The organism is Bradyrhizobium sp. LB13.1 (assembly GCF_054056815.1).
Genome location: NZ_JBSRYQ010000001.1, coordinates 1,397,828 through 1,419,568 on the forward strand (window position 1 = coordinate 1,397,828; position 21,741 = coordinate 1,419,568).

General features: G+C 63.7%; 14 protein-coding genes and 3 pseudogenes. 9 read left to right on the plus strand and 8 right to left on the minus strand.

The window, feature by feature from the left end; translation table 11 throughout:
* Window positions 1-40 precede the first annotated feature (40 nt).
* Both pimD and ACVWYI_RS06525 read left to right on the plus strand, forming a co-directional pair.
* A complete protein-coding gene (pimD, locus tag ACVWYI_RS06520) occupies window positions 41-1,183 on the plus strand; it encodes a pimeloyl-CoA dehydrogenase small subunit (RefSeq protein ID WP_456661539.1) in 1,143 nt (380 codons plus the stop codon).
* A gap of 125 nt (window positions 1,184-1,308) precedes the next feature.
* Window positions 1,309-2,082 carry an SDR family NAD(P)-dependent oxidoreductase gene (locus ACVWYI_RS06525; protein WP_354103069.1) on the plus strand — a complete coding sequence of 258 codons (774 nt, stop codon included), beginning with the start codon at window positions 1,309-1,311 and terminating at the stop codon, window positions 2,080-2,082.
* A 93-nt stretch (window positions 2,083-2,175) separates the two neighbouring features.
* Here ACVWYI_RS06525 and ACVWYI_RS06530 read toward each other — a convergent pair whose 3' ends face one another.
* Window positions 2,176-3,546, minus strand: coding sequence for an IS4 family transposase (locus ACVWYI_RS06530; RefSeq protein WP_456661540.1), 1,371 nt, complete (start codon window positions 3,544-3,546; stop codon window positions 2,176-2,178).
* Between the two features lie 254 nt (window positions 3,547-3,800).
* On the opposite strand from ACVWYI_RS06530, the gene glpK reads away from it, so the two are divergent.
* From glpK to ACVWYI_RS06545, 3 genes and pseudogenes are all read left to right on the plus strand, one after another.
* Complete coding sequence (gene glpK / locus ACVWYI_RS06535; protein ID WP_456661541.1) at window positions 3,801-5,303, plus strand: glycerol kinase GlpK; 1,503 nt, start codon at window positions 3,801-3,803, stop codon at window positions 5,301-5,303.
* Window positions 5,304-5,381, plus strand: a pseudogene (locus ACVWYI_RS06540) (GNAT family N-acetyltransferase); the annotation flags it as partial. It abuts the gene before it with no gap.
* A gap of 340 nt (window positions 5,382-5,721) precedes the next feature.
* Window positions 5,722-6,351 carry a glutathione S-transferase family protein gene (locus ACVWYI_RS06545; protein WP_456664485.1) on the plus strand — a complete coding sequence of 210 codons (630 nt, stop codon included), beginning with the start codon at window positions 5,722-5,724 and terminating at the stop codon, window positions 6,349-6,351.
* A gap of 354 nt (window positions 6,352-6,705) precedes the next feature.
* On the opposite strand, the gene ACVWYI_RS06550 is transcribed toward ACVWYI_RS06545, so the two are convergent.
* From ACVWYI_RS06550 to metF, 5 genes and pseudogenes are all read right to left on the minus strand, one after another.
* Entirely contained in the window at window positions 6,706-7,713 is a 1,008-nt protein-coding gene (locus tag ACVWYI_RS06550) for a DUF3592 domain-containing protein (protein WP_456661542.1), read from the minus strand.
* 82 nt (window positions 7,714-7,795) lie between these two features.
* Entirely contained in the window at window positions 7,796-8,488 is a 693-nt protein-coding gene (locus tag ACVWYI_RS06555; protein WP_247344346.1) for a hypothetical protein, read from the minus strand.
* Between the two features lie 56 nt (window positions 8,489-8,544).
* A complete protein-coding gene (locus ACVWYI_RS06560) occupies window positions 8,545-8,676 on the minus strand; it encodes a hypothetical protein (RefSeq protein WP_256467615.1) in 132 nt (43 codons plus the stop codon).
* Between the two features lie 381 nt (window positions 8,677-9,057).
* Window positions 9,058-12,916: pseudogene (gene metH / locus ACVWYI_RS06565) on the minus strand (methionine synthase).
* 6 nt (window positions 12,917-12,922) lie between these two features.
* Window positions 12,923-13,834, minus strand: coding sequence for a methylenetetrahydrofolate reductase [NAD(P)H] (gene metF, locus ACVWYI_RS06570; protein WP_456664486.1), 912 nt, complete (start codon window positions 13,832-13,834; stop codon window positions 12,923-12,925).
* A gap of 386 nt (window positions 13,835-14,220) precedes the next feature.
* Here metF and ACVWYI_RS06575 point away from each other — a divergent pair, with 386 nt between their 5' ends.
* A complete protein-coding gene (locus ACVWYI_RS06575) occupies window positions 14,221-15,234 on the plus strand; it encodes an LLM class flavin-dependent oxidoreductase (RefSeq protein WP_456661543.1) in 1,014 nt (337 codons plus the stop codon).
* 128 nt (window positions 15,235-15,362) lie between these two features.
* Here the strand turns inward: ACVWYI_RS06575 and ACVWYI_RS06580 are convergent, their stop codons facing one another.
* Entirely contained in the window at window positions 15,363-16,208 is an 846-nt protein-coding gene (locus ACVWYI_RS06580) for a prephenate dehydratase (protein WP_247343888.1), read from the minus strand.
* A 21-nt stretch (window positions 16,209-16,229) separates the two neighbouring features.
* On the minus strand, window positions 16,230-16,970 hold the full coding sequence (locus ACVWYI_RS06585; protein ID WP_456661544.1) for a 3-deoxy-manno-octulosonate cytidylyltransferase: 741 nt from the start codon (window positions 16,968-16,970) through the stop codon (window positions 16,230-16,232).
* A gap of 218 nt (window positions 16,971-17,188) precedes the next feature.
* Here ACVWYI_RS06585 and ACVWYI_RS06590 point away from each other — a divergent pair, with 218 nt between their 5' ends.
* The 3 genes and pseudogenes from ACVWYI_RS06590 (at window position 17,189) to ACVWYI_RS06600 (ending at window position 21,740) form a co-directional block, all read left to right on the plus strand.
* Window positions 17,189-17,740 (plus strand): c-type cytochrome, encoded by a 552-nt coding sequence (locus tag ACVWYI_RS06590; protein ID WP_456661545.1) that lies wholly within the window; start codon window positions 17,189-17,191, stop codon window positions 17,738-17,740.
* A 211-nt stretch (window positions 17,741-17,951) separates the two neighbouring features.
* Window positions 17,952-19,850, plus strand: coding sequence for an extracellular solute-binding protein (locus ACVWYI_RS06595; protein ID WP_456661546.1), 1,899 nt, complete (start codon window positions 17,952-17,954; stop codon window positions 19,848-19,850).
* A gap of 14 nt (window positions 19,851-19,864) precedes the next feature.
* A pseudogene (locus tag ACVWYI_RS06600) lies at window positions 19,865-21,740 on the plus strand (extracellular solute-binding protein).
* Window position 21,741: the final 1 nt, after the last annotated feature.

Genomic DNA, 21,741 nt, shown 5'->3' on the forward strand with positions numbered 1-21,741 from the left:
AGGCCGGCATGACGAAATCGATACCGGGAGAGCAAAGAACATGGATTTTGATCTGAACGAGGAGCAACGGCTTCTCAAGGAAAGCATCGACGGCCTCTTGACCGATTCCTACGATTTCGAGAGCCGCAAGAAGTACATGAAGGAGAAGGGCGGCTGGAGCAAAGCCGTCTGGGGCAAGCTCGCGGAGCAGGGCCTGCTCGGTCTGCCTTTCGCGGAGGCCGATGGCGGCTTCGGTGGCGGCGGCGTCGAGACCATGATCGTGATGGAAGCACTCGGCAAGGCATTGGTGCTCGAGCCTTATCTCGCAACCGTCGTGATCGGCGGCGGCTTCCTGCGCCATGCCGGCTCCGATGCGCAGAAGGCTGCGCATGTGCCCGGCATCGTCGACGGCAGCAAGACGCTGGCGTTTGCCCAGCTCGAGAAGAATTCGCGCTACGATCTCTTCGACGTCTCCACGACGGCGAAGAAGAAGGGCGACGGTTGGGTCATCGACGGCGAAAAATTCGTCGTGCTCAACGGCGAGAACGCAGATACCCTCATCGTGACCGCGCGCACCAAGGGCGAGCGCCGCGACAAGAGCGGCATCGGCGTGTTCCTGGTCCCGGCGAGCGCCAAGGGCGTGACCAAGAAGTCGTACCCGACCCAGGACGGCATGCACGCCGCCGACATCACCTTCACCGGTGTCGAGGTCGGGGCTGATGCGGCGCTTGGCAATCCCGATGATTCGCTCGCGCTGATCGAGCGTGTCGTGGACGAAGCCCGCGTCGCGCTCTGCGCCGAGGCGGTCGGCCTGATGGACGAGTCGCTGAAGACCACGGTCGAGTACATCAAGACGCGCAAGCAATTCGGCGTCGCGATCGGCTCGTTCCAGTCGCTCCAGCACCGCGCCTCCGACATGTTCGTCGCCGCCGAGCAGGCAAGATCGATGTCGATGTTCGCGACCATGGCGGCCGATTTCGAGGACGCCAAGGAACGCTCCAACGCCATCGCCGCCGCCAAGGTGCAGATCGGCAAGTCGCTGAAGTACGTCGGGCAGCAGGCGATCCAGCTCCACGGCGGCATCGGCATGACCATGGAGGCGAAGATCGGTCATTACTTCAAGCGCCTGACCATGATCGAGAACTCGTTCGGCGACACCGACTACCACCAGCGCCGCGTCGCGGATGGTGGCGGGTTGATCTAAGGGCCACGCCGTCATTGCGAGGAGCTCTTGCGACGAAGCAATCCAGGCTTTCTCCGTGGAAAGATTCTGGATTGCTTCGCTGCGCTCGCAATGACGAAGCAAACGGAATCAACGGAGCAGCGACAATGAAAAACACCCCGTTCGATCTCACCGGCAAGGTCGCCGTGGTCACCGGCTCCAGCCGCGGCATCGGTCGCTCCTCCGCCGAGCTGCTCGCAAAGCTCGGCGCAAAAGTCGTGGTCTCCTCGCGCAAGGCCGACGCCTGCAAGGAGGTCGCCGACGGCATCAATGCGGCCGGCGGCGATGCAACCGTCATCCCCTGCAACATCGCGCGCAAGCCAGAGGTCGAGGCGCTGATCGCGGGCGCCACGAAGCATTACGGCAAAATCGACATCCTTGTCTGCAACGCCGCGGTGAATCCGTATTATGGCCCGCTGCTCGACATCACCGACGAGGCCTTCGACAAGATCATGGGCTCGAACGTCAAGAGCAACATCTGGCTCTCCGCGCTGGCGATCCCGCAGATGGCGGAGCGCGGCAATGGCTCCGTCGTCATCATCTCCTCGATCGGCGGCTTGCGCGGCTCGACCGTGATCGGTGCCTACGGTATCTCCAAGGCCGCCGACTTCGCGCTGTGTCGCTCGCTCGCCGGCGAATGGGGTCCGAAAGGCGTCCGCGTCAACTGCATCGCGCCGGGCCTGGTCAAGACCGACTTCGCCCGCGCGCTGTGGGAAGACGAAGCGAATCTAAAACGCCGCACCGCCACCACCCCGCTTCGCCGCATCGGCGAACCCGACGAAATCGCGGGCGCAGTCGCCTACCTCGCCTCGGATGCGTCGAGCTTCATGACCGGCCAGACCATCGTCATCGACGGCGGCGTGACGACGGCGGCGGTGTAAAGCGGTTTACTCCCTCGCCCCGCTCTTGCGGGGAGAGCGTTGGGGTTGAGGGCCTGTCTCCAGGAATACGGCTGGCGATGAGTTCGTGCCCCCTCACCCGGAATTCAAGCTGCGCTTGAATTCCGACCTCTCCCCGCAAGCTGCTATCGGATTCACACATCGGCCATTCGCAGTGAGGCGCCAAATTTGATGCGCTGGAGGGCTTCGAGCCCCAAGCGCATGGTTTTTGGTCCCGGCTTGCCATAGTAGCCGTCCCATCCGCCTAAGCGGGCAATGACCCAGGCAGCGAAGGCGAGCGAACCCTTTGGGTGCGCATTCTTTTGCCGTTCGGTCTTGCCTTCCAGCTTTGCCGAGACGGCCATCGATGATGGATTGATCGGCAGGCTCGAAGACTTCAAGCAGGGTCTGGCCGGTAGTGCCGTCGCGTGCCTTGACCAGTTGCATCACCGATACGGCCGCGACGGCGACGGCAGTGGCGAACCTGATCATGACCTCGGGATCGCTGATGTCAGCTGCCTCGATATCGAAGCCCCCGGTCTTCTGCGTGTGGAAGTATTCTTCGATGACCCAGCGCATTCGATAGAGATCGACGATACGACGCGCTTCGACCAGGTTTGTGACCGGATGGGTCGTCAGCAGCCGCCAATGGATCGGCTTGCCGCCCTCCACTGTCGATGTCTCGCGCACATCGACCATGGTCAAGGTGACGGCCTCGGGCAGATCGGCCGCACCATGCAATGGCTTGCACAGGGCGACAGGCGAGAAGCGGACTGCCAGCTCGCTGCTGCGTGCCTTGCGTCCCGGAGCCGCGGGGACGTTGACTTTGAGCCGACCTGCTTCGGGCAGGCTATCGATATGAGAGAACAGCAAATCAATCTGCTGCTCCTCCTCGCCCGTCTCGATCCGCCGGTTCTGGCATGCCCGCACGATCAGATGTGCCCGTGACGGACGGAACGCGAAGTGCGCGTAGATGTCGCTTTCCCGGTCCGATACCACCGTGATGGTCGCAGCCTCCGTCAGAACCTCCGCCGCGCGCCTCGTGCTATCGAGCCAGCGTTGTGATTCCTTCTGTTTCGTTGTCCGCGACCGTCGATGCTTGGCCTTGCCGCCCGTGCGGTTCCATACCTTCGCATCAACAAGGCCGATCACCCCACCGTTGCCGGCATCGATCGCCAGAGCTGCATGCAGCAACAGGCCACGCAGCGCCCCGCCTTTCCCAACCGGTCCGTAGCCATTCGCTTTCGCCCGCTGCCCGCCCAGCGAAAGCTCGCTCGTATCCTGCGCCACGACCACATCACGGCCTCTCGCACGCCCCGCCGTGCGTTCTCCCGCGCAGCCGGCGATCTCTTCTGCCGTCACTGCATCGTTGCGAAGAAAGCGCGTGAACTGAATCTCACGCGCGCGGTTGCGTTGCGCCAGCTGACGGATGCACGAGCCCGGCCGTGCAACAAGCGCCGCATGCAAATGCGCCCCCCTTTTTCCAGCCGCGCGTCGCCAAACCGACCCAGACCGTAATCCATCCCAGACATCGCTCGCTCCCGCGAATCATCACTCAACTCACGGAATCAGCAATCAAATTCCTCCGCAATATGTGTGAATTCGACAGCCGCAAGCTGGGCGAGGTGAAGATGATTCCGGCAGCCTTGACCTTCCCGTCCTAATCCGCTCCCTTTGGCGCGACATATGACCCGTCACCGGGAAACACCAAGGTAGCTCCCATGTCTTTCGTCCTCGCCATCGACCAGGGCACCACCTCCTCGCGCGCGATTGTGTTTCGCGGCGACATCTCGATCGCCGCCCGTGCACAGCAGGAGTTTCCGCAGCATTTTCCGGCCTCGGGCTGGGTCGAGCACGAGCCGGAAGACATCTGGACCTCGACCGTGACGGTCTGCCGCGATGCGATCGCGCAGGCCGGCATCACCGCAAAAGACATCGCCGCGATCGGCATCACCAACCAGCGCGAGACCACCGTGGTGTGGGACCGCGCCACCGGCCAGGCCGTGCATCGTGCCATCGTCTGGCAGGACCGGCGCACCGCGGACATCTGCGCCAAGCTGAAATCAGACGGCCGCGAGCCTGTAATCTCGCAGAAGACCGGCCTCATTATCGATCCCTATTTCTCCGGCACCAAGGTCGCCTGGATTCTCGACCACGTCCCCGGCGCACGGGCGCGCGCCGCGCGCGGCGAATTGATGTTCGGCACCGTGGACTGCTACCTGCTCTGGCGCCTCACCGGCGGCAAGGTGCACGCCACCGACGCTACCAACGCCTCGCGTACGCTGCTGTTCAACATCCACACCGGCCAGTGGGACGACGAGCTGCTGGAGATCATCGGCGTGCCGCGCTCGATGCTGCCCGAGGTGAAAGATTCCTCCGCCCGCTTCGGCGAGAGCACGCCCGATCTGTTCGGCGGCGCTATCGCGATCTCAGGCATCGCCGGCGACCAGCAGGCCGCGACCATCGGCCAGGCCTGCTTCCGCCCGGGCATGATGAAGTCGACCTACGGCACCGGCTGTTTTGCGCTGCTCAACACCGGCACCACGCCGGTGGCCTCGAAGAACAAGCTGCTCACCACCATCGCCTATCAGCTCGGCGGCAAACGCACCTACGCGCTCGAAGGCTCGATCTTCGTCGCGGGCTCGGCGGTGCAGTGGCTGCGTGATGGCCTCGGCATCATCAAGCACGCCGCCGAGACCGGACCTCTTGCCGATCAGTCGGACTCAATGCAGAGCGTCTATCTCGTGCCGGCCTTCGTCGGCATGGGCGCGCCCTACTGGAATCCGCGCGTGCGCGGTGCGCTGTTCGGCCTCACCCGCAACACCGGCCCGGCCGAGCTCGCCCACGCCGCGCTGGAAAGCGTCTGCTACCAGACTTTTGACCTTTGGGCCGCGATGCGCGCCGACTGGCCGAGCTCGGAAACGGCAAGCGTCGTGCTCCGCGTCGACGGCGGCATGACCGCGTCGGACTGGACCATGCAGCGCCTCGCCGACCTGCTCGACGCACCCGTCGATCGTCCCGTCATTCAGGAGACCACCGCGCTGGGCGCCGCCTATCTCGCCGGTCTCCAGGCCGGCGTCTATCCCGAGCCGACCAAATTCGCCGACAACTGGCGGCTGGAGCATCGCTTCAAGCCGAACATGAGCCAGGCGACAAGGGAGCGGAAGCTCGCGGGCTGGGCGCGCGCGGTGAAGGGCGTGCTGGCGAGCGATGAGGGGGACTGAGTGATCCTCCCCGACGGTTATTCCGATGTGCCCAACGGGAAGATCGCTGCCGTCGTCACCCATCTGGAGATGACCGCGCCGGAGCGGGCGAGTCTCCAGGTTCATGATCTCGCAGCGGAGGACGCCCTGACCGTTATCGGTGAAGAATTGGCAGGCGATGTTTTTCGACGGGGTCGAGAGCCCGATCGGGCGGTCCTGCGCGTGGGCAGTGATGGTGGCGAGCACGGAGACTCCAAGGACTAACATCGCAAATCGCGTCATCATGCATGCACCTGCGCCCAGCTCTGTCATGCCCGGACTTGATCCCGGCATCCATCGCTTCCTAATCTGGGGAAAGGTGGATTGCCGGCCTTCGCCGCGCCGAAGGAGCTTCGGCCTCGCAGGCGGGTCAAGCTCGGCAATGACGAAAGGTCTCGCCATGTTCCTGATCGGCCAATACGACTCCCCCTTCGTCCGCCGCGTCGCGATTGCGCTCCGGCTTTACGGGCTCGCCTTCGAGCACCGGCCGTGGTCGACCTTCGGCGATGCCGACAAGATCGCGCCCTATAATCCGTTGCGCCGCGTGCCGACGCTGGTGCTCGACGATGGCGAGGCGCTGATCGAGAGCACGATCATCCTCGATTATCTCGACGAGCTCGTGGGACTCGAGAAGGCGATGCTGCCGCGCGGCGGCGCCGGGCGGCGGCGTCACCTGCGCATCTGCGCGCTCGCCTCCGGCCTCGGCGACAAGGCGGTGAGCCTGCTCTATGAGCGGGTGCTGCGGAAGGAGCAGCTTGCGCTGTGGGTCGAGCGCTGCGAGGCGCAGATTGCTGACGTGCTCGGCGTGCTGGAGGCCGAACGCGCCAAGGTGAAGACGCCGTACTGGCTGGGTGATCGCATCGGTCATGCCGATGTTGCGGTGGCCTGCGTCGTCCGCTTCACCCGCGAGGCGCATCCGCAGTTGTTCGATGTCGTGCGCTATCCGGCGCTGTCGGCGCATGCCGACGCTTGCGAGGCGCTGGCGCCGTTCCGGGAGATCGTACAGCCACTGGCGCCGCCGAAGGGGTGAGCCTTTTTCAATCTCTCTCCGCGGGCGGCAGGGCAATTGCATTTGGCGTGCACGCTGCGGCAGCATCAGCAGCGGGCTCCCTCTCCCGCTTGCGGGCAGGGCAAGTGCATATGAAGAAGCATATGCCTGGAAGCTCGACTGCGGCCATCCTTCGAGACGCCCGCCTGCGGCGCGCCCTCAGGATGAGGGATGAGTATGCGGCAGCATTTCAACGCAGAGGGATGCAGCTGAGCCTCATCCTGAGGAGGCCGCGAAGCGGTCGTCTCGAAGGACGAGGCGCTCGCTCAGGCGCCGCTGAGACGTCATATGCGATTGCCCAGCCGCTAGCGGGGAGAGGCGAAGGGAGAGGCGCCGCTACGCAAATCCAATTTTGATCAGGATTGTCAGGAAAAGGCCTCCGACGACCGCGCAGACGGCGGCACCGATCAGCGACCCCAGCGCACCTTCCCGGCTTGCGGGCTCGAGCACGGCTTGTCCCGGCTGGTCCGGATCGTAATAGACCTTCACACTCTGCCCGGGACGATATTTCGCCGCGGCCTCTGCGGCGACCTCGCGCAGCCCGGAGATCATGGTGCCGTTCCAATCGACTTCGGTGCCGATGAAGTCGCGCTTGCCGACCCTGTAGGCGTAGCGCAGGTCGACCTGATAGCGGTGTACAAGCTTTGAAGTCGTCGGTCTGTTGTCGTGGTCGGTCTTCTCCTCGATGATTTCCTCGATCACGTCGCAGCGCGTGACCCTGCCCGACGCGGTCGGCCAGCGCAGGCTGGCGCTCGCCAGCCGGCGCGTCCTGACATACTCGGCGACGCAGAACACGCCGCCCACGAGCACGATGATCGGCAGCGCGAACGCGAACAGCGGAACGCCATTGTCGGCGTAGAGCACGTGGCCTGCGAACGAATGCGCGGTCAGGGTGGCGGCGATGACGCCGAACACCATCGTGAACGCCACCAGTGCCGCGACGTTCTGCGCGGCAGCAGGCTCCAGCAGCGCCTCGGTCGGCTGCTTCGGATCGACATGGACGTCGACATGGGCGCCGACCGGATAGCGTCCGGTCAGTTTTGCGGCCAGGACCCTCGTCGTGATGGCGGGGCCGCCGACAAAGATCTTGTCGCTTTCCAGCTCCTGGCCGCCGGCCTGATAGCGATAGCGGATGATGGGCTTGGCGTCGTTCCGATCGTCCGAGGCGTGCGCCGCCGGCTGGTCGACCCGGGAGACCGTGATGATGCCCTCAACCCTGTCCCAGCTCCGCGCGGCCTGCATCCGGCCCCGCATGCGGACCAGATTGAACAGCGTCAATCCAAACAGCAGCACTGCGATGCCGGCGGCAATCTGCGTCCACATCAATTGTTGGGCGTTCAGCATCCGATTCCCCTGCTCTTCGGCGGCGACCGCCATTGGTCGCAGCGAGCGCGCGTTGCGTTCACGGCAGGGTGCGGCGCCGATCCTACTTCCGCGTACAGGGCTTGATCTCGCCCGTCGCGGACTTCAGGACGATCGGATTTGGCGACAATCTTATGCCGAAGAACAGTTGAGAGCCGGACACCTTGTCGTCCGCCCCCTCGTGTACGTCCAGATCGAGCTTCGCGGCGATCTCGGATGTCAGCTTGGCCTTCTCCTCCATCGAAATCGCGTTGCGATATTTGATCTCGTAGACGACATCGGCCTCCAGCACGGACCGCGTCTGGCACACGACGGCGCCGCTCGAAACGTTCTGGGTGATCGCGTCCTCGCATTCGGCCTTCAGCAATGCGTTCCGGGTCGATATCAGCGACTCGTCGGAAATCAGCAGAATGTTGGCATTCTCGAGCTTGAGGTTGACCGCCTCGACCTGCTGCATCCCGGCGACGGCCGACAGCTTGTCCCTGACCTGGGCCGACACGTCGAGCTTCTTCTCGAGCGACTGCTTCAGGTCCCGGTCAACGGTCCGCGATCTCTGGATCTTGCCGGTCAGCAGTGTAGGGTCGACGTCGCAGGTCGGATGCAGCTCCAGCCGGCCGTTGCTCAGATACTCGATCGTGTTGATCGTGCCGGGGCCGCCAAAAGTGCTTGGCGGTACCACTTCGAAATATCCGGTCTCGGAGAGGATGGCCGTGATCGTCTGCTTCTTTCGCGGGAACCCGGCGTAGACCGAGACCATCACGAGGGCAATCGCGACAAAAACTCCGCTACCAAGCCAAAGCCATTTGCGGCTTGCTACTTGCCTGGGCAGCACAACTGACTTCGCTCGCCGCATGGCACGTAGCCTTTCGGACAGTCCGCCGAGGCAATCGTGGGCAGCACGACAAGAACGATCGCGGCGACGAACAGTGCAATGAACTGCTTCATGTGTTCGATCCCGAGCAAACCATCGGTTTGAAGGTAGCAGACCGGTAGGCTATCGAATCTAGGTTGAGTGGACAAGTGAACGACTTCACACTGTCTGGTTCCCGCGCGAAAAAAGCCGGAGAGGCGAGATCGTGCAGCCGCCAACGCCACAGAGGCGTGAGGGCCCGCAACGCGGAGTGCGAAACTGGCGCGGTTGGCGATGATGGAATGCTACAGGTGTTTTGCCCGACGGAGCAACAGTGCTTGCGGTCGCGATCTTGGCCGCGGCCGACGATCTCGTCCCCGCCCGCCGCTCCGGAGGGAAAAAAATGTTCAGGCTTTTCAACCCCATCGCTACTGTGCATGGGGTTGTTTTTTCAGTTTTTGAGTTGAGGGGCGCGCCTACCCCGCGCCCGCGCGCTTCTTCTGCCAGACGAGATGCACCGCGCAGGTGCAGCCGGGCGGGTGCGAGGCGAGGTCTTTTGACGTCTCGTCGTTTGCGGGTGTCGCCGCAAACGTCTTGTCGGTGCCCTCCCGCGACGGGATGTAGTTCAGCACCGGCGCGAGCCAGCGCTCGGTCTCGGCGACGCTCATGCCCTTGCGTACGGCATAGTCCTCGACCTGGTCCCGCTCGATCTTGCCGACGCCGAAATAATAGCTCTCGGGGTTCGCGAAATAGAGCCCGGACACGGAAGAGCCCGGCCACATCGCAAAGCTCTCGGTCAGCGTCACGCCGGCGGTGTTTTCTGCGTCGAGCAGCTCGAACAGCGTCGCCTTCTCGGTGTGATCGGGCTGCGCGGGATAGCCGGGCGCGGGGCGGATGCCCTGGTACTTTTCGAGGATCAACTCGTCGGTCGAGAGCGCCTCGTCCGGGGCATAGGCCCAGAACTCGCGGCGCACGCGGGCATGCATGCGCTCGGCGAAGGCCTCCGCAAGGCGATCGGCCAGCGCCTTGCACAGGATCGATGAGTAGTCGTCGTTCGCCATCTTGAAGCGGTCGGCAATCACGTCCTCGCCGATCCCCGCAGTGACGACGAAGCTGCCGACATAATCGGGCACACCGGCGCCGACCGGTGCGATGAAGTCGGACAGCGCCGCGTTGAAACGGCCCTCGCGCTTCTCGAGCTGCTGACGCAGCGTGTGCAGCGTCGCGATCGACTTGGTGCGGCTTTCGTCGGCGTAGAGCACAATGTCGTCGCCCTGCGCATTCGCCGGCCAGAAGCCGACGGTCGCGCGCGCCCGGAACCATTTCTCCTTGACGATGGTGTCGAGCATTTTTCGCGCGTCATCGTAAAGCGAACGCGCGACTTCGCCGACCTTGGCATCATCGAGAATCGCCGGGAAGCGGCCCGCGAGCTCCCAGGTCTGGAAGAACGGCGTCCAGTCGATATAGGGCACGAGCTCGGCGAGATCGTAGTCGTCGAAGCTTCTGGTGCCGAGGAAGGTCGGCTTCACGGGCTTGTTCGCTGCGAAATCGACCGGCACGCGGTTCTTGCGTGCCACCTCCAGCTTCAGCCGCTTCTTGTCGGCCTGCGCGCGCATATGCGCGTCCGAGATCTTGGCGTATTCGGCACGCACCTCGGCGGCATAGGCCTCGCGCTTCTCGGGCGAGAGCAGCGCGGAGGCCACGCCGACGGCGCGGCTGGCGTCGTTGACATGCACCACGGGGCCGGCGCGATAGCTCGGGTCGATCTTCACGGCCGTATGCACACGGCTTGTCGTCGCGCCGCCGATCAGCAGCGGCAGCTTGAGGCCTTCGCGCTGCAATTCGCCGGCGAAGAACGCCATCTCGTCGAGCGAGGGCGTGATCAGACCGGACAGGCCGACGATGTCGGCCTTCTCCGCCTTCACGATCTCGACGATCTTGGCGGCAGGCACCATCACGCCGAGGTCGATGACCTCGTAATTGTTGCACTGGAGCACGATGCCGACGATGTTCTTGCCGATGTCGTGGACGTCGCCCTTGACGGTCGCGAGCACGATCTTGCCGGCGGAGGATTTTGCATCGCTGTCGATGCCGTTGGCGCGATTGCGCGCCTTCTCCTCTTCCATGAACGGCATCAGCCAAGCCACAGCCTGCTTCATCACGCGTGCGGATTTCACCACCTGCGGCAAAAACATCTTGCCGTCGCCAAAGAGGTCGCCGACCACGTTCATGCCGGCCATCAGCGGTCCCTCGATCACGTCGAGCGGCCGCGTCGAGGCCTTGCGGGCCTCCTCGGTATCCTGCTCGATGAATTCGGTGATGCCGTGCACCAGCGAATGCGACAGCCGCTTCGCCACCGGCCATTCGCGCCAGGCGAGATCGGCTTCCTTGGTCTGGGTCTTGTTGCCGCGGAATTTTTCCGCGAGCGCCAGCAGACGCTCGGACGCGCCCGGATCGCGGTTGAGGATGACGTCCTCGCAGACCTGGCGCAATTCGGCATCGATGTCGTCATAGACGATCATCTGCCCGGCATTGACGATGCCCATGTCCATGCCGGCCTTGATGGCGTGATACAGGAACACCGAGTGCATGGCCTCGCGCACCGGCTCGTTGCCGCGGAACGAGAACGACAAATTGGAGACGCCGCCCGAGATGTGCGCGCCCGGCAGGTTCTTGCGGATCCAGCGCGTCGCCTCGATGAAGTCGACGCCGTAATTGTTGTGCTCCTCGATGCCGGTCGCGATCGCGAAAATATTCGGATCGAAGATGATGTCTTCCGGCGGCAGGCCGACGCGGTTGATCAGGATGTCGTAGGCGCGCTTGCAAATCTCGGTCTTGCGCGCGAACGTGTCGGCCTGGCCGACCTCGTCGAACGCCATCACCACGACGGCCGCGCCGTGGCGGCGGGCGATCTTGGCCTCGTGAATGAATTTCTCCTCGCCTTCCTTCATCGAGATCGAATTGACGATCGGCTTGCCCTGCACGCATTTCAGACCGGCCTCGATCACCGAGAATTTCGAGGAATCGACCATGACAGGCACGCGGGCGATGTCGGGTTCGGCGGCGACGAGGTTGAGGAAGGTCACCATGGCCGATTCGGAGTCGAGCAGGCCCTCGTCCATGTTGACGTCGATGATCTGCGCGCCGTTCTCGACCTGGTCGCGTGCGACCTGCAGCGCGGCGGTGTAGTCGCCGGCGGTGACCAGCTTGCGGAAGCGGGCGGAGCCGGTGACGTTGGTGCGCTCGCCGACGTTCACGAAGGGAATCGCGTCGGTCAGGATGAACGGCTCGAGGCCGGAGAGCCGCAAGCGAGGCTCGATCTCCGGCACGATGCGCGGCTTGTGCGGCGCGACCGCAGCGGCGATCGCCGCGATATGATCCGGCGTGGTGCCGCAGCAGCCGCCGACGATGTTGACCAAACCATCTCGCGCGAACTCGCCGATCAGGCGCGCCATGTACTCCGGCGTCTCGTCATACTGGCCGAACTCGTTGGGCAGGCCGGCGTTGGGATAAGCACAAACAAGCGTGTCGGCGACGCGGCCGATATCGGCGATGTGCGCGCGCAGATCTTCCGCGCCGAGCGCGCAGTTGAAGCCGATGGTGACGGGCTTTGCGTGCTGCACCGAATGCCAGAATGCTTCCGGCAGCTGGCCCGACAGCAGGCGGCCGGATTTGTCGGTGATGGTGCCCGACACCATCACGGGCATGTCGATGCCGCGCGCCTCGGTGATCTCGGCGATCGCGTAGAGCGCCGCCTTGGCGTTCAGCGTGTCGAATATGGTCTCGACCAGCAGCAGATCGACGCCGCCGTCGAGCATGCCGTTGATCTGCTCGCCATAGGATTTGCGCAGATCGTCGAACCTGACGGCGCGGTAACCGGGATTGGAAACGTCGGGCGAAATCGAGGCGGTGCGGTTGGTCGGGCCGATGGCGCCGGCGACGAAGCGCGGCTTGCCGTCCTCGGCTTCGATGCGGCGTGCGGCGTTGCCGGCGAGGCGGGCGCCTTCGCGCGCCATCTCGTAGACGATGTCGGTGAGGTCGTAATCGGGACTGCGCGATCGAGGTCGTGGAGAAGGTGTTGGTGGCGACGATGTCGGCACCGGCACGCAAATACGCCGCGTGGATGTCCTCGATCGCCTGCGGCTGGGTCAGGATCAAGAGATCGTTGTTGCCGCGCAAATCGCGATGAAAATTCTTGAAGCGCTCGCCGCGGAAGGCGGCCTCGTCGAACTGGAGGTTCTGGATCATCGTGCCCATGGCGCCGTCGAGCACGAGAATGCGCTCGCGCGCGGCGTTCAAAAGGGCAGTTCGCTTGGAAGAGGTGGATACGGTCATGTTGTCTTAAGCCGCCTTCTGCGCGCTCTTGGCGCGGATGCCGAGCAAATGGCTGATCGCGAACACGAGATCGGCGCGGTTCATGGTGTAGAAATGGAAGGTGTCGACGCCGTGCTTGGCGAGCTTCTGCACCTGGCCGGCCGCGACGGTGGCTGCCACCAGCTTGCGGGTCTCGGCGTCGTCGTCGAGGCCCTCGAACTTCGCGGCGAACCAATCCGGCACGGAGGTGCCGGCGCGGGTGACGAAGGCTCTCGCCTGCTTGAAATTGTGCATGGGCATGATGCCCGGCACAATCGGGATGTTGATGCCGCGGGCGCGGACGCGGTCGAGATAGCGGAAGTAGAGATCGTTATCGAAGAACACCTGCGTGATCGCTCGGGTCGCACCCGCATCGACCTTGGCCTTCAGCGTGTCGATATCATCGTCGAAGTCGCGCGCCTCGGGGTGCTTCTCGGGGTACGCCGAGACCGACACTTCGATGTCGGCGTGACGCTTCTTGATGCCGGCCACGAGCGCATCGGACGTCTGGTAGCCGTCGGGATGGCTGGAATAGGGCGTGCCGATGCCGCCTGCGGGATCGCCGCGCAGGCCGACGATGTGGCGGACGCCGACCTCGTGATAGCGGTCGACGATCTCGTCGATCTCGCCGCGCGAGGCGCCGACGCAGGTCAGATGCGCGGCCGGCAGCAGCGCGGTTTCCTTCAGGATACGCGAGATGGTCGAGTGGGTGCGCTCACGGGTCGAGCCACCGGCGCCATAAGTCACCGAGACGAATTTCGGGTCGAGCGGGGCCAGCCGGTTGATGGTGTCCCAGAGATTGCGCTCCATATCCTCGGTCTTGGGCGGAAAGAACTCGAAGGAGATCGCAGGCCGCTTCTGGTGCCGGTCGGTCTGGGCAGCCGTCGTCACGTCAGTCATGGGCACCACTCACTCCAGATTATTCACCAGGTTTTGGCGGCAGTCGGCGCTAGCCTGGGATGTCCAAGATAGGACAAAGGCGGTCTGATCGACAGCCCATCGAGGATGGGAAATCGCCCACTTCACGTGAATTATGCTAAGTTATTCCACCTTATGGTCGTACGGTGGGAATTATCTTCATGAATAAATATCTAGATATATCAATATTTTGATGCGAGCCAGGATAGTTCGACGGTTGGCTTGAGAGGTGGGCAGCCTGAATTCGAAATGACATGCAAGCCGTTCGTCCCAACCGCCGGCTTCGGCGTCCCGGCCCGCGGCCTGCACGTCAGACCTGCGCGGCCTGCCCATTGCCGCCGCGCCGCTCTCCACTACCTTAGCGCGCCATGATCCCGCTCTCAGTCCTCGATCTCTCCGTCGTCACAACAGGCACAAAGCCCGCCGCGGCGTTGCGCAACAGCATCGATCTGGCGCGCCATGTCGACGGGCTCGGCTATGTCCGCTATTGGCTCGCCGAGCATCACAACCTCGCCTCCGTCGCGAGCCCGGCGCCCGACGTGATGATCGGGCAGATTGCGGCGGCGACGAAGCACATCCGGGTCGGCTCCGGCGGCGTGATGCTGCCCAACCACGCGCCGCTGGTCGTGGCCGAGCGCTTCAAGATGCTGGAGGCGCTGTTTCCCGGCCGCATCGATCTCGGCCTCGGCCGCGCCCCCGGCACCGATGGTGCCACGGCCTATGCGCTGCGTAGCCGGCTCGATCGCCGCGAAGGCGACGATTTCCTCGAGCGGCTGCAAGAATTGATCCTGTGGCAGACCCGGGAATTCCCCTCGGGCCATCCCTATCACAACGTCGTGGCGATGCCCGATGATGCGCCGTTACCGCCGATCTGGCTGCTCGGCTCCAGCGACTATTCCTCGGAGCTCGCAGCTCAAGTCGGCACGGGCTTCGCCTTCGCCCATCATTTTGCGTCCCACGATGCGATCGATGCCATGGTGCATTACCGCAATCGTTTTCAGCCCTCGGCCTGGAGCGCGAGCCCGCGCGCGATCCTCGCAGTCGCCGTCATCGCGGCCGACACGGATGAGGAGGCCGAAAAGCTCGCCACGTCTTTCGATCTCAATCGCCTGCGCCGCGACCGCGGTCAGTATCTTCCGCTACCAAGCGTCGAGGAAGCGCTGGCCTATCCCTATACCGACTCCGAGCGCACCTTGATGCGGCGCAACCGCTCCCGTCTGTTCGTCGGCAGCCCTGCTACCGTGCAAAAGACGCTGCAGCCCCTGATCGATTCGAGCAAGCCGGACGAGTTGATGGTGATCACCGCCGTGTACGACCACGACGCGCGCAAGAAGTCGTATTCGCTGCTGGCGGAGGCGTTTGGACTTAAGGCGGCCGGATAAAGCTCTCGTGCCCCGGACGCAGCGCAGCGCCCCCTTCGGCGGTGCTCTGCAGAGCCGGGGCCCATCGCGCCCCTGCGCTTCGCAGCCTCTGGATCCCGGCTCGCGCTTCGCGCGTCCGGGACACGAAACTATTCCATCGTCGCCCGGAAAGGATGCCCCGGATACACGCCGACGATGCGGAATTCGCGCGAGAAGAATTTCAGCTCCTCGATCGCAAACGCAAGGCCCTTGTCGTCGGGGTGGCCGTCGACGTCGGCGTAAAACTGGGTGGCGAAGAAATTGCCGTCGACCATGTAGCTCTCGAGCTTGGTCATGTTGACGCCGTTGGTGGCAAAACCGCCGAGCGCCTTGTAAAGGGCGGCCGGCAAATTGCGCACCCGGAACACAAAAGTGGTAACCAGCGGGCCGGAGTTTTGGGCGGCCCATTTCGGCTCGCGCGCGAGCACCACGAAGCGCGTGGTGTTGTGGGCCTCGTCCTCGATGTCCTCAGCCAGAATGTCGAGGCCGTAGATCTTTGCGGCGAGGCGCGAGGCGATTGCGGCGACGGTCTTGTCGTTGCGCTCGGAGATGTCGCGGGCGCTGCCGGCGGTATCGGCGTGCACGATCCCCTTGATGCCAAGCTTGCGGATGATGCGCCGGCACTGGCCGAGCGCGTGCACATGGCTCTCGACGCTCTTGATGTCGGCAAGCTTGGTTCCCTTCACCGCCATCAGCTGATGACGGACGGGCAGAAACCATTCGCCGATGATGAAGAGGCCCGAGGCCGGCAGCAAATGATGGATGTCGGCGACACGGCCCGCGACCGAATTCTCGATCGGGATCATGCCGAGATCGGCCTCGCCCGACGAGATCGCCGACAGCGCGTCCTCGAAGGTGGCACAAGGCATCGGCTCTGCGTCCGGATAGGCCTCGACGATGGCGATGTGGGAATTGGCCCCAGGCTCGCCCTGGAATGCGATTTTCAGCTTGCTCATGCTCGGCCTTGTAACAGCGGCTCAGGATTTGGAAAGGATGCTGCGCGCGGTTTCCAGGTCCGCCGGCGTGTCCACCCCGCGGGGCACGGTATCGACGATGGTGAAGTCGATGCGCATTCCGGCCTCAAGCGCCCGAAGCTGCTCGAGCTTCTCCTGCAATTCCAGCGGCGAAGGCGGAAGCCGAACGTAGCGCTCCAGCGCGGCGCGGCGATAGGCGTACAGGCCGATATGGTGGTAACGCGGTCCATCGCCGGTCGGAGCGGTGGCGCGGGTGAAATAAAGTGCGCGCATCCGCCTGCCGCCGAGCGAGGTTCCGATCGCCTTCACGACGCTCGGCGCGAGGTCCTCCTCCTCGGTGTGGATCTGCGAGGCCAGCGTGGCGATGTCCACGACGGGGTCTTGCAGCGGCGGCAGCACCTCGCGGATGTTGTCGATCGTGATGGTCGGAAAATCGCCCTGGAGATTGACCACGATCTCGGCCTTGCCGTCCGGATCGAGCTTCCGCATGGCCTCGTGGATGCGGTCGGAGCCGGAGGGGTGCTCCGGGCGGGTCATCACGGCCTCGCCGCCATGGGCGGTCACCACGGAAGCGATCTCCGCTGTGTCGGTTGCGACCGCGACCCGTCCTATCCCGGCGGCCTCGGCACGGCGCATCACATGCACGATCATCGGCTGCCCCGCGATATCGGCGAGGGGCTTGCCGGGCAGGCGGGTGGCGGCCATGCGGGCCGGAATCAGCACCAGGATGCGGGGATTGATCATCGGTTCAAGGGCCTGGAAACGGGGCGTTTTCCGCGCCGAGAAATGGGGTGGGGACGGGCCTGAAGCCCGCTCGCTTATACGGGTTGCCAGACCCCGGGCAAACCGATATCTCAATGGCAAAACTCGGGGAAACAATTGGGAACGTTTGATTCTCCCGAGGCTCGTCCTGGCGGCCGCCTGGCCGCCAATTCTTCTTGCGGTGTGGGGCCTTGCCGGAAATGGACTCTTTCGAACTCAACAAAATTCTCGGTGCCGTGCTCGGCACCTGTCTCATCCTGCTGGTGACGAGCTTCACCGCGAGTGCGCTGTTCTCGCCCAAGATGCCGGAAAAGCCGGGCTTCGAGATCGCCGTGAAGGAAGACGCCGGCCACGGCAAGGAAGGCGCCGCTGCCGCTGCCCCCTCCGAGCCGATCGAAAAGCTGCTCCAGACCGCCTCGGTCGAGAAGGGCGCCGCCGCCGCCAAGAAGTGCGGCGCCTGCCACACCTTCGAGAAGGGCGGCCCGAACCGCGTCGGTCCGAATCTCTTTGGCATCGTCGGCGAGCCCAGGGGTGAAGGACGCGGGTTCAATTTCTCGGCCGCCATGAAGGCCAAGGGCGGCACCTGGACGTTCGACGACCTCAACAAGTTCATCGCCAACCCGAAGGGCTTCATCCCGGGCACCGCGATGGGCTTCGCCGGCATTCCGAAGGATTCCGAACGCGCCGACGTCATTGCCTATCTGAATTCGCTGTCGGACCATCCGCAACCGTTGCCGACCGCCTCGAAGTAAGGCGTCAAAAAATCCTTCTTGAACCATGCGGCCAGGCTGAAAAGCCTGGCCGTTTCCGTGTCCGGGCCTCGCGGCAACGTTATCGGGGCGTTTGGCCGCATCGGATGGCCGTCCGGCCTTCCAAGATGAGGAAAAAGCAACATATTCCGTCGAAACCTCGCCTATATTGGGACCTTAAAGGAGTAGCCTCCTTCAAGACAGGAATGTTGATTTGGCCATTACCCGACGCGATCTCCTGCTCACCGGCACTGCTGCCGCCGCGCTCCCCGCCCTCGGTTCCGTAGGGGGCCTTCCTGTCGGCGTGGCGCACGCGCAATCTGCCGGTGCGCTCACCTGGCGCCACGCGCTGTCGCTGTTCGGACAGGTCAAGTACCCCGCGGACTTCAAGCGCTTCGACTACGTCAATCCGGAAGCGCCCAAAGGCGGCGTCGCGCGCCAGATCGCCGTCGGCACATTCGACAATTTCAACATCGTCGTCTCCGGTGTGAAGGGGCAGGTCGCCGGCGCCGTTGCATTCATTTACGAATCCCTCACGACGCCCTCGCTCGACGAAGTCTCGACCGAATACGGCGCGCTGGCCGAGGCCGTCAGCCACCCGGACGATTTTTCCTTCGTCACCTATCGTTTGCGGTCCGACGCCAAATGGCATGACGGCAAGCCTGTGACCGCGGACGACGTGATCTTCTCGCTCGATTCCTTCAAGAAGCATCACCCGCAATACTCGGCTTATTACAGCCATGTGACGAAGGCCGAGAAGGTCGGCGAACGCGAGGTGAAGTTCGTGTTCGACGCGCCGGGCAACCGCGAACTGCCGCAGATCGTCGGGCAGCTCACGGTCTTGCCGAAGCACTGGTGGGAGGGGACCGACGCGCAGGGCCGCAAGCGCGACGTCTCCGCCACTACGCTCGAAGTGCCGCTCGGTTCGGGCCCCTACAGGATCAAGGAATTCGTTGCCGGACGGTCGATCGCGCTGGAGCGCGTCAAGGATTATTGGGGGCGCGATCTCGCCGCCAATGTGGGCCGCAATAATTTCGACGAGATGCGCTACGAGTATTTCCGGGACGCCACCGTGGCGATCGAGGCTTTCAAGGCCGATCAGGTCGATTGGCGTACCGAGAACAGCGCGAAGAACTGGGCGACGGCCTACGACTTCCCGGCCGTCACTGAAAAGCGGGTGATTCTCGAGGAGTTCGCCAATCGCAGCTCGGGCGTCATGCAGGCCTTCGTGCCGAACCTGCGCCGTGCCAAGTTTAGCGACCCCCGCGTGCGACGCGCTCTCAACTATGCGTTCGACTTCGAGGAGATGAACAAGCAGATCTTCTATGGTCAGTACAAGCGCATCAGTAGTTATTTCGACGGCATCGACGACCTCATGGCGACCGGCTTGCCGCAGGGCAAGGAGCTCGAAATCCTCGAGACCGTCCGCGCCGAGGTCCCGCCCGAAGTCTTCACCACGGCCTACACCAACCCGGTCGGCGGCAGTCCGGAAGCCGTGCGCGAGAATCTGCGCGAGGCGCTTCGCCTGTTCAAGGAAGCCGGCTACGAGGTGCGCGACCGCAAGCTGATCGACGTCAAGACCGGCGCTCAGTTCTCGCTTGAGCTGCTGAACTCGGATCCGAGCTTCGAGCGGATCACGCTGTTCTACAAGCCGTCGCTGGAACGGCTCGGCATCGCGGTCAGCGTGCGCACGGTCGATCCGACCCAATACGAGAACAGGACCAGAGAGTGGGATTTCGACGTCGTCACCAACTCCTGGGGCGAGTCGCAGTCGCCGGGTAACGAGCAGCGCGAATTCTGGTCGTCCAAGTCGGCTGATATCGCCGGGTCGCGCAACATTACCGGCATCAAGAATCCGGCAGTCGACAAGCTGATCGAGCGGGTGATCTACGCCACGGGTCGCGACGATCTCGTCGCGGCCACCAAGGCGCTCGATCGCGTGCTGCTGTGGAATCACTACGTCGTGCCGCAATGGACCTATTCGAAAGTCCGCACCGCGCGCTGGGACCGCTTCAGCCGGCCGGCGGAGCTGCCCAGATACGGTCAGTCTGGCTTCCCGTTCATCTGGTGGTACGACGCGGACAAGGCAGCGCGGATCGCAAAGAAGTCGTGAGGGGCATTTCTCGCATGGCGCAGCTTTCACGCCGGCATCTGCTGGCCTTGGGTGCAGGCGGCGCGTTCAGCGCCTCCTGGCTCCGGGGCGCGACAGCGTTCGAGATGCCCGCCGAGGTCCATGGCATCTCGGCATTCGGCGACCTCAAATACCCCGCCGACTTCCACCATTTCGACTATGCCAATCTCGATGCGCCGAAAGGCGGCACGTTCTCGCTCATTCCGTCGGTGCGCGCGTATAACCAGTCCTACCAGACCTTCAACTCGCTCAACGCCTTCATTCTGAAGGGTGACGGCGCGCAAGGCATGGACATGACGTTTGCGCCGCTGATGGTGCGCGCAAACGACGAGCCGGACGCGATGTACGGGCTTGCCGCCAAGTCTGTAAATATATCGGCAGACAAACTGGTCTATCGCTTCACGATGCGGCCTGAGGCGAAATTCCACGACGGCACCAAGCTTACCGCGCACGACGCGGCGTTTTCCTTGACGGCGCTGAAGACCAAGGGGCATCCGCTGATCATTGTGCAGATGCGCGACATGGTCAGCGCGGAAGCGATCGACGCCACGACGCTTGTCGTGACCTTCGCCAAGGGACGCGCGCGTGACGTCCCGCTCTATTTGGCGAGCCTGCCGATCTTCTCGAAAGCGTATTATGCCTCTCGCGCCTTCGACGAAACGTCGCTTGAGACGCCATTGGGCTCGGGTCCGTACAAGGTCGGGAAGTTCGAGGTCAATCGCTACATCGAGTTCGAGCGGGTAAAGGACTGGTGGGCCGTCGATCTGCCATCTTGTCGCGGCAGCTACAATTTCGACGTGGTGCGCTATGAGTTTTATCGCGACCGCGACGTCGCCTTCGAGGGATTTACCGGCAAGAACTATCTCTACCGCGAGGAGTTCACGTCCCGCATCTGGGCCACGCGCTATGACTTCGCTGCCGTGAAGGATGGCCGCGTCAAGCTCGAGATCGTGCCCGATGACACGCCGTCCGGTGCGCAAGGCTGGTTCATCAACACGCGGCGCGACAAATTCAAAGACCCTCGCGTGCGCGAGGCCCTGATCGATGCTTTCGACTTCGAATGGACCAACAAGACCATCATGTACGGCGCTTATGCCCGTACGGTGTCGCCGTTCCAGAATTCGGACCTCATGGCAAGCGACGGACCTCCTCCGCCGGACGAGCTGAAGCTGCTGGAGCCGTTTCGCGGCCAGATTCCCGACGAAGTGTTCGCCGCGCCCTTTACGCCGCCGGTCTCCGACGGCTCCGGGCAAGATCGCAGCCTGTTGCGCAAGGCGCAGCAACTGCTCAGCGACGCCGGCCTGCCGATCAAGGACGGCAAGCGAACGCTGCCGAACGGGGAGGTGTTCAGGATCGAGTTTCTGTTGGATGAGCCTTCCTTCCAGCCGCACCATGCGCCCTACATCAAGAATCTCGCGACGCTCGGCATTGAAGCGAGCGTGCGCCTCGTCGATGCCGTGCAACACAAGGCGCGCCAGGAGGATTTCGACTTCGACATCACGATCCAGCGCTTCAGCATGTCGGCGACACCGGGCGATGCCATGCGCGCGTTCTTTTCCTCGCAGGTCGCCGCAACCAAGGGCTCGTATAATCTCGCGGGCATCGCCAACCCGGCCATCGACGCGATGGTCGAGAAAATCATGGCGGCTGACAGCCGCGCAGAATTGACCGTGGCCTGCCGCGCCTTCGATCGCCTGTTCCGAGCCGGCCGCTATTGGGTGCCGCAATGGTATAACAAGACGCACCGGCTTGCTTATTGGGGACCAATTCGGCCATCCGCAGAAGCTGCCGCGTTATGCCAACGGCGTCGGTGCCCCCGATATCTGGTGGCATGATGGCGGCAAGGCCGCCAAGCTCGAACAGGCGAAATAGC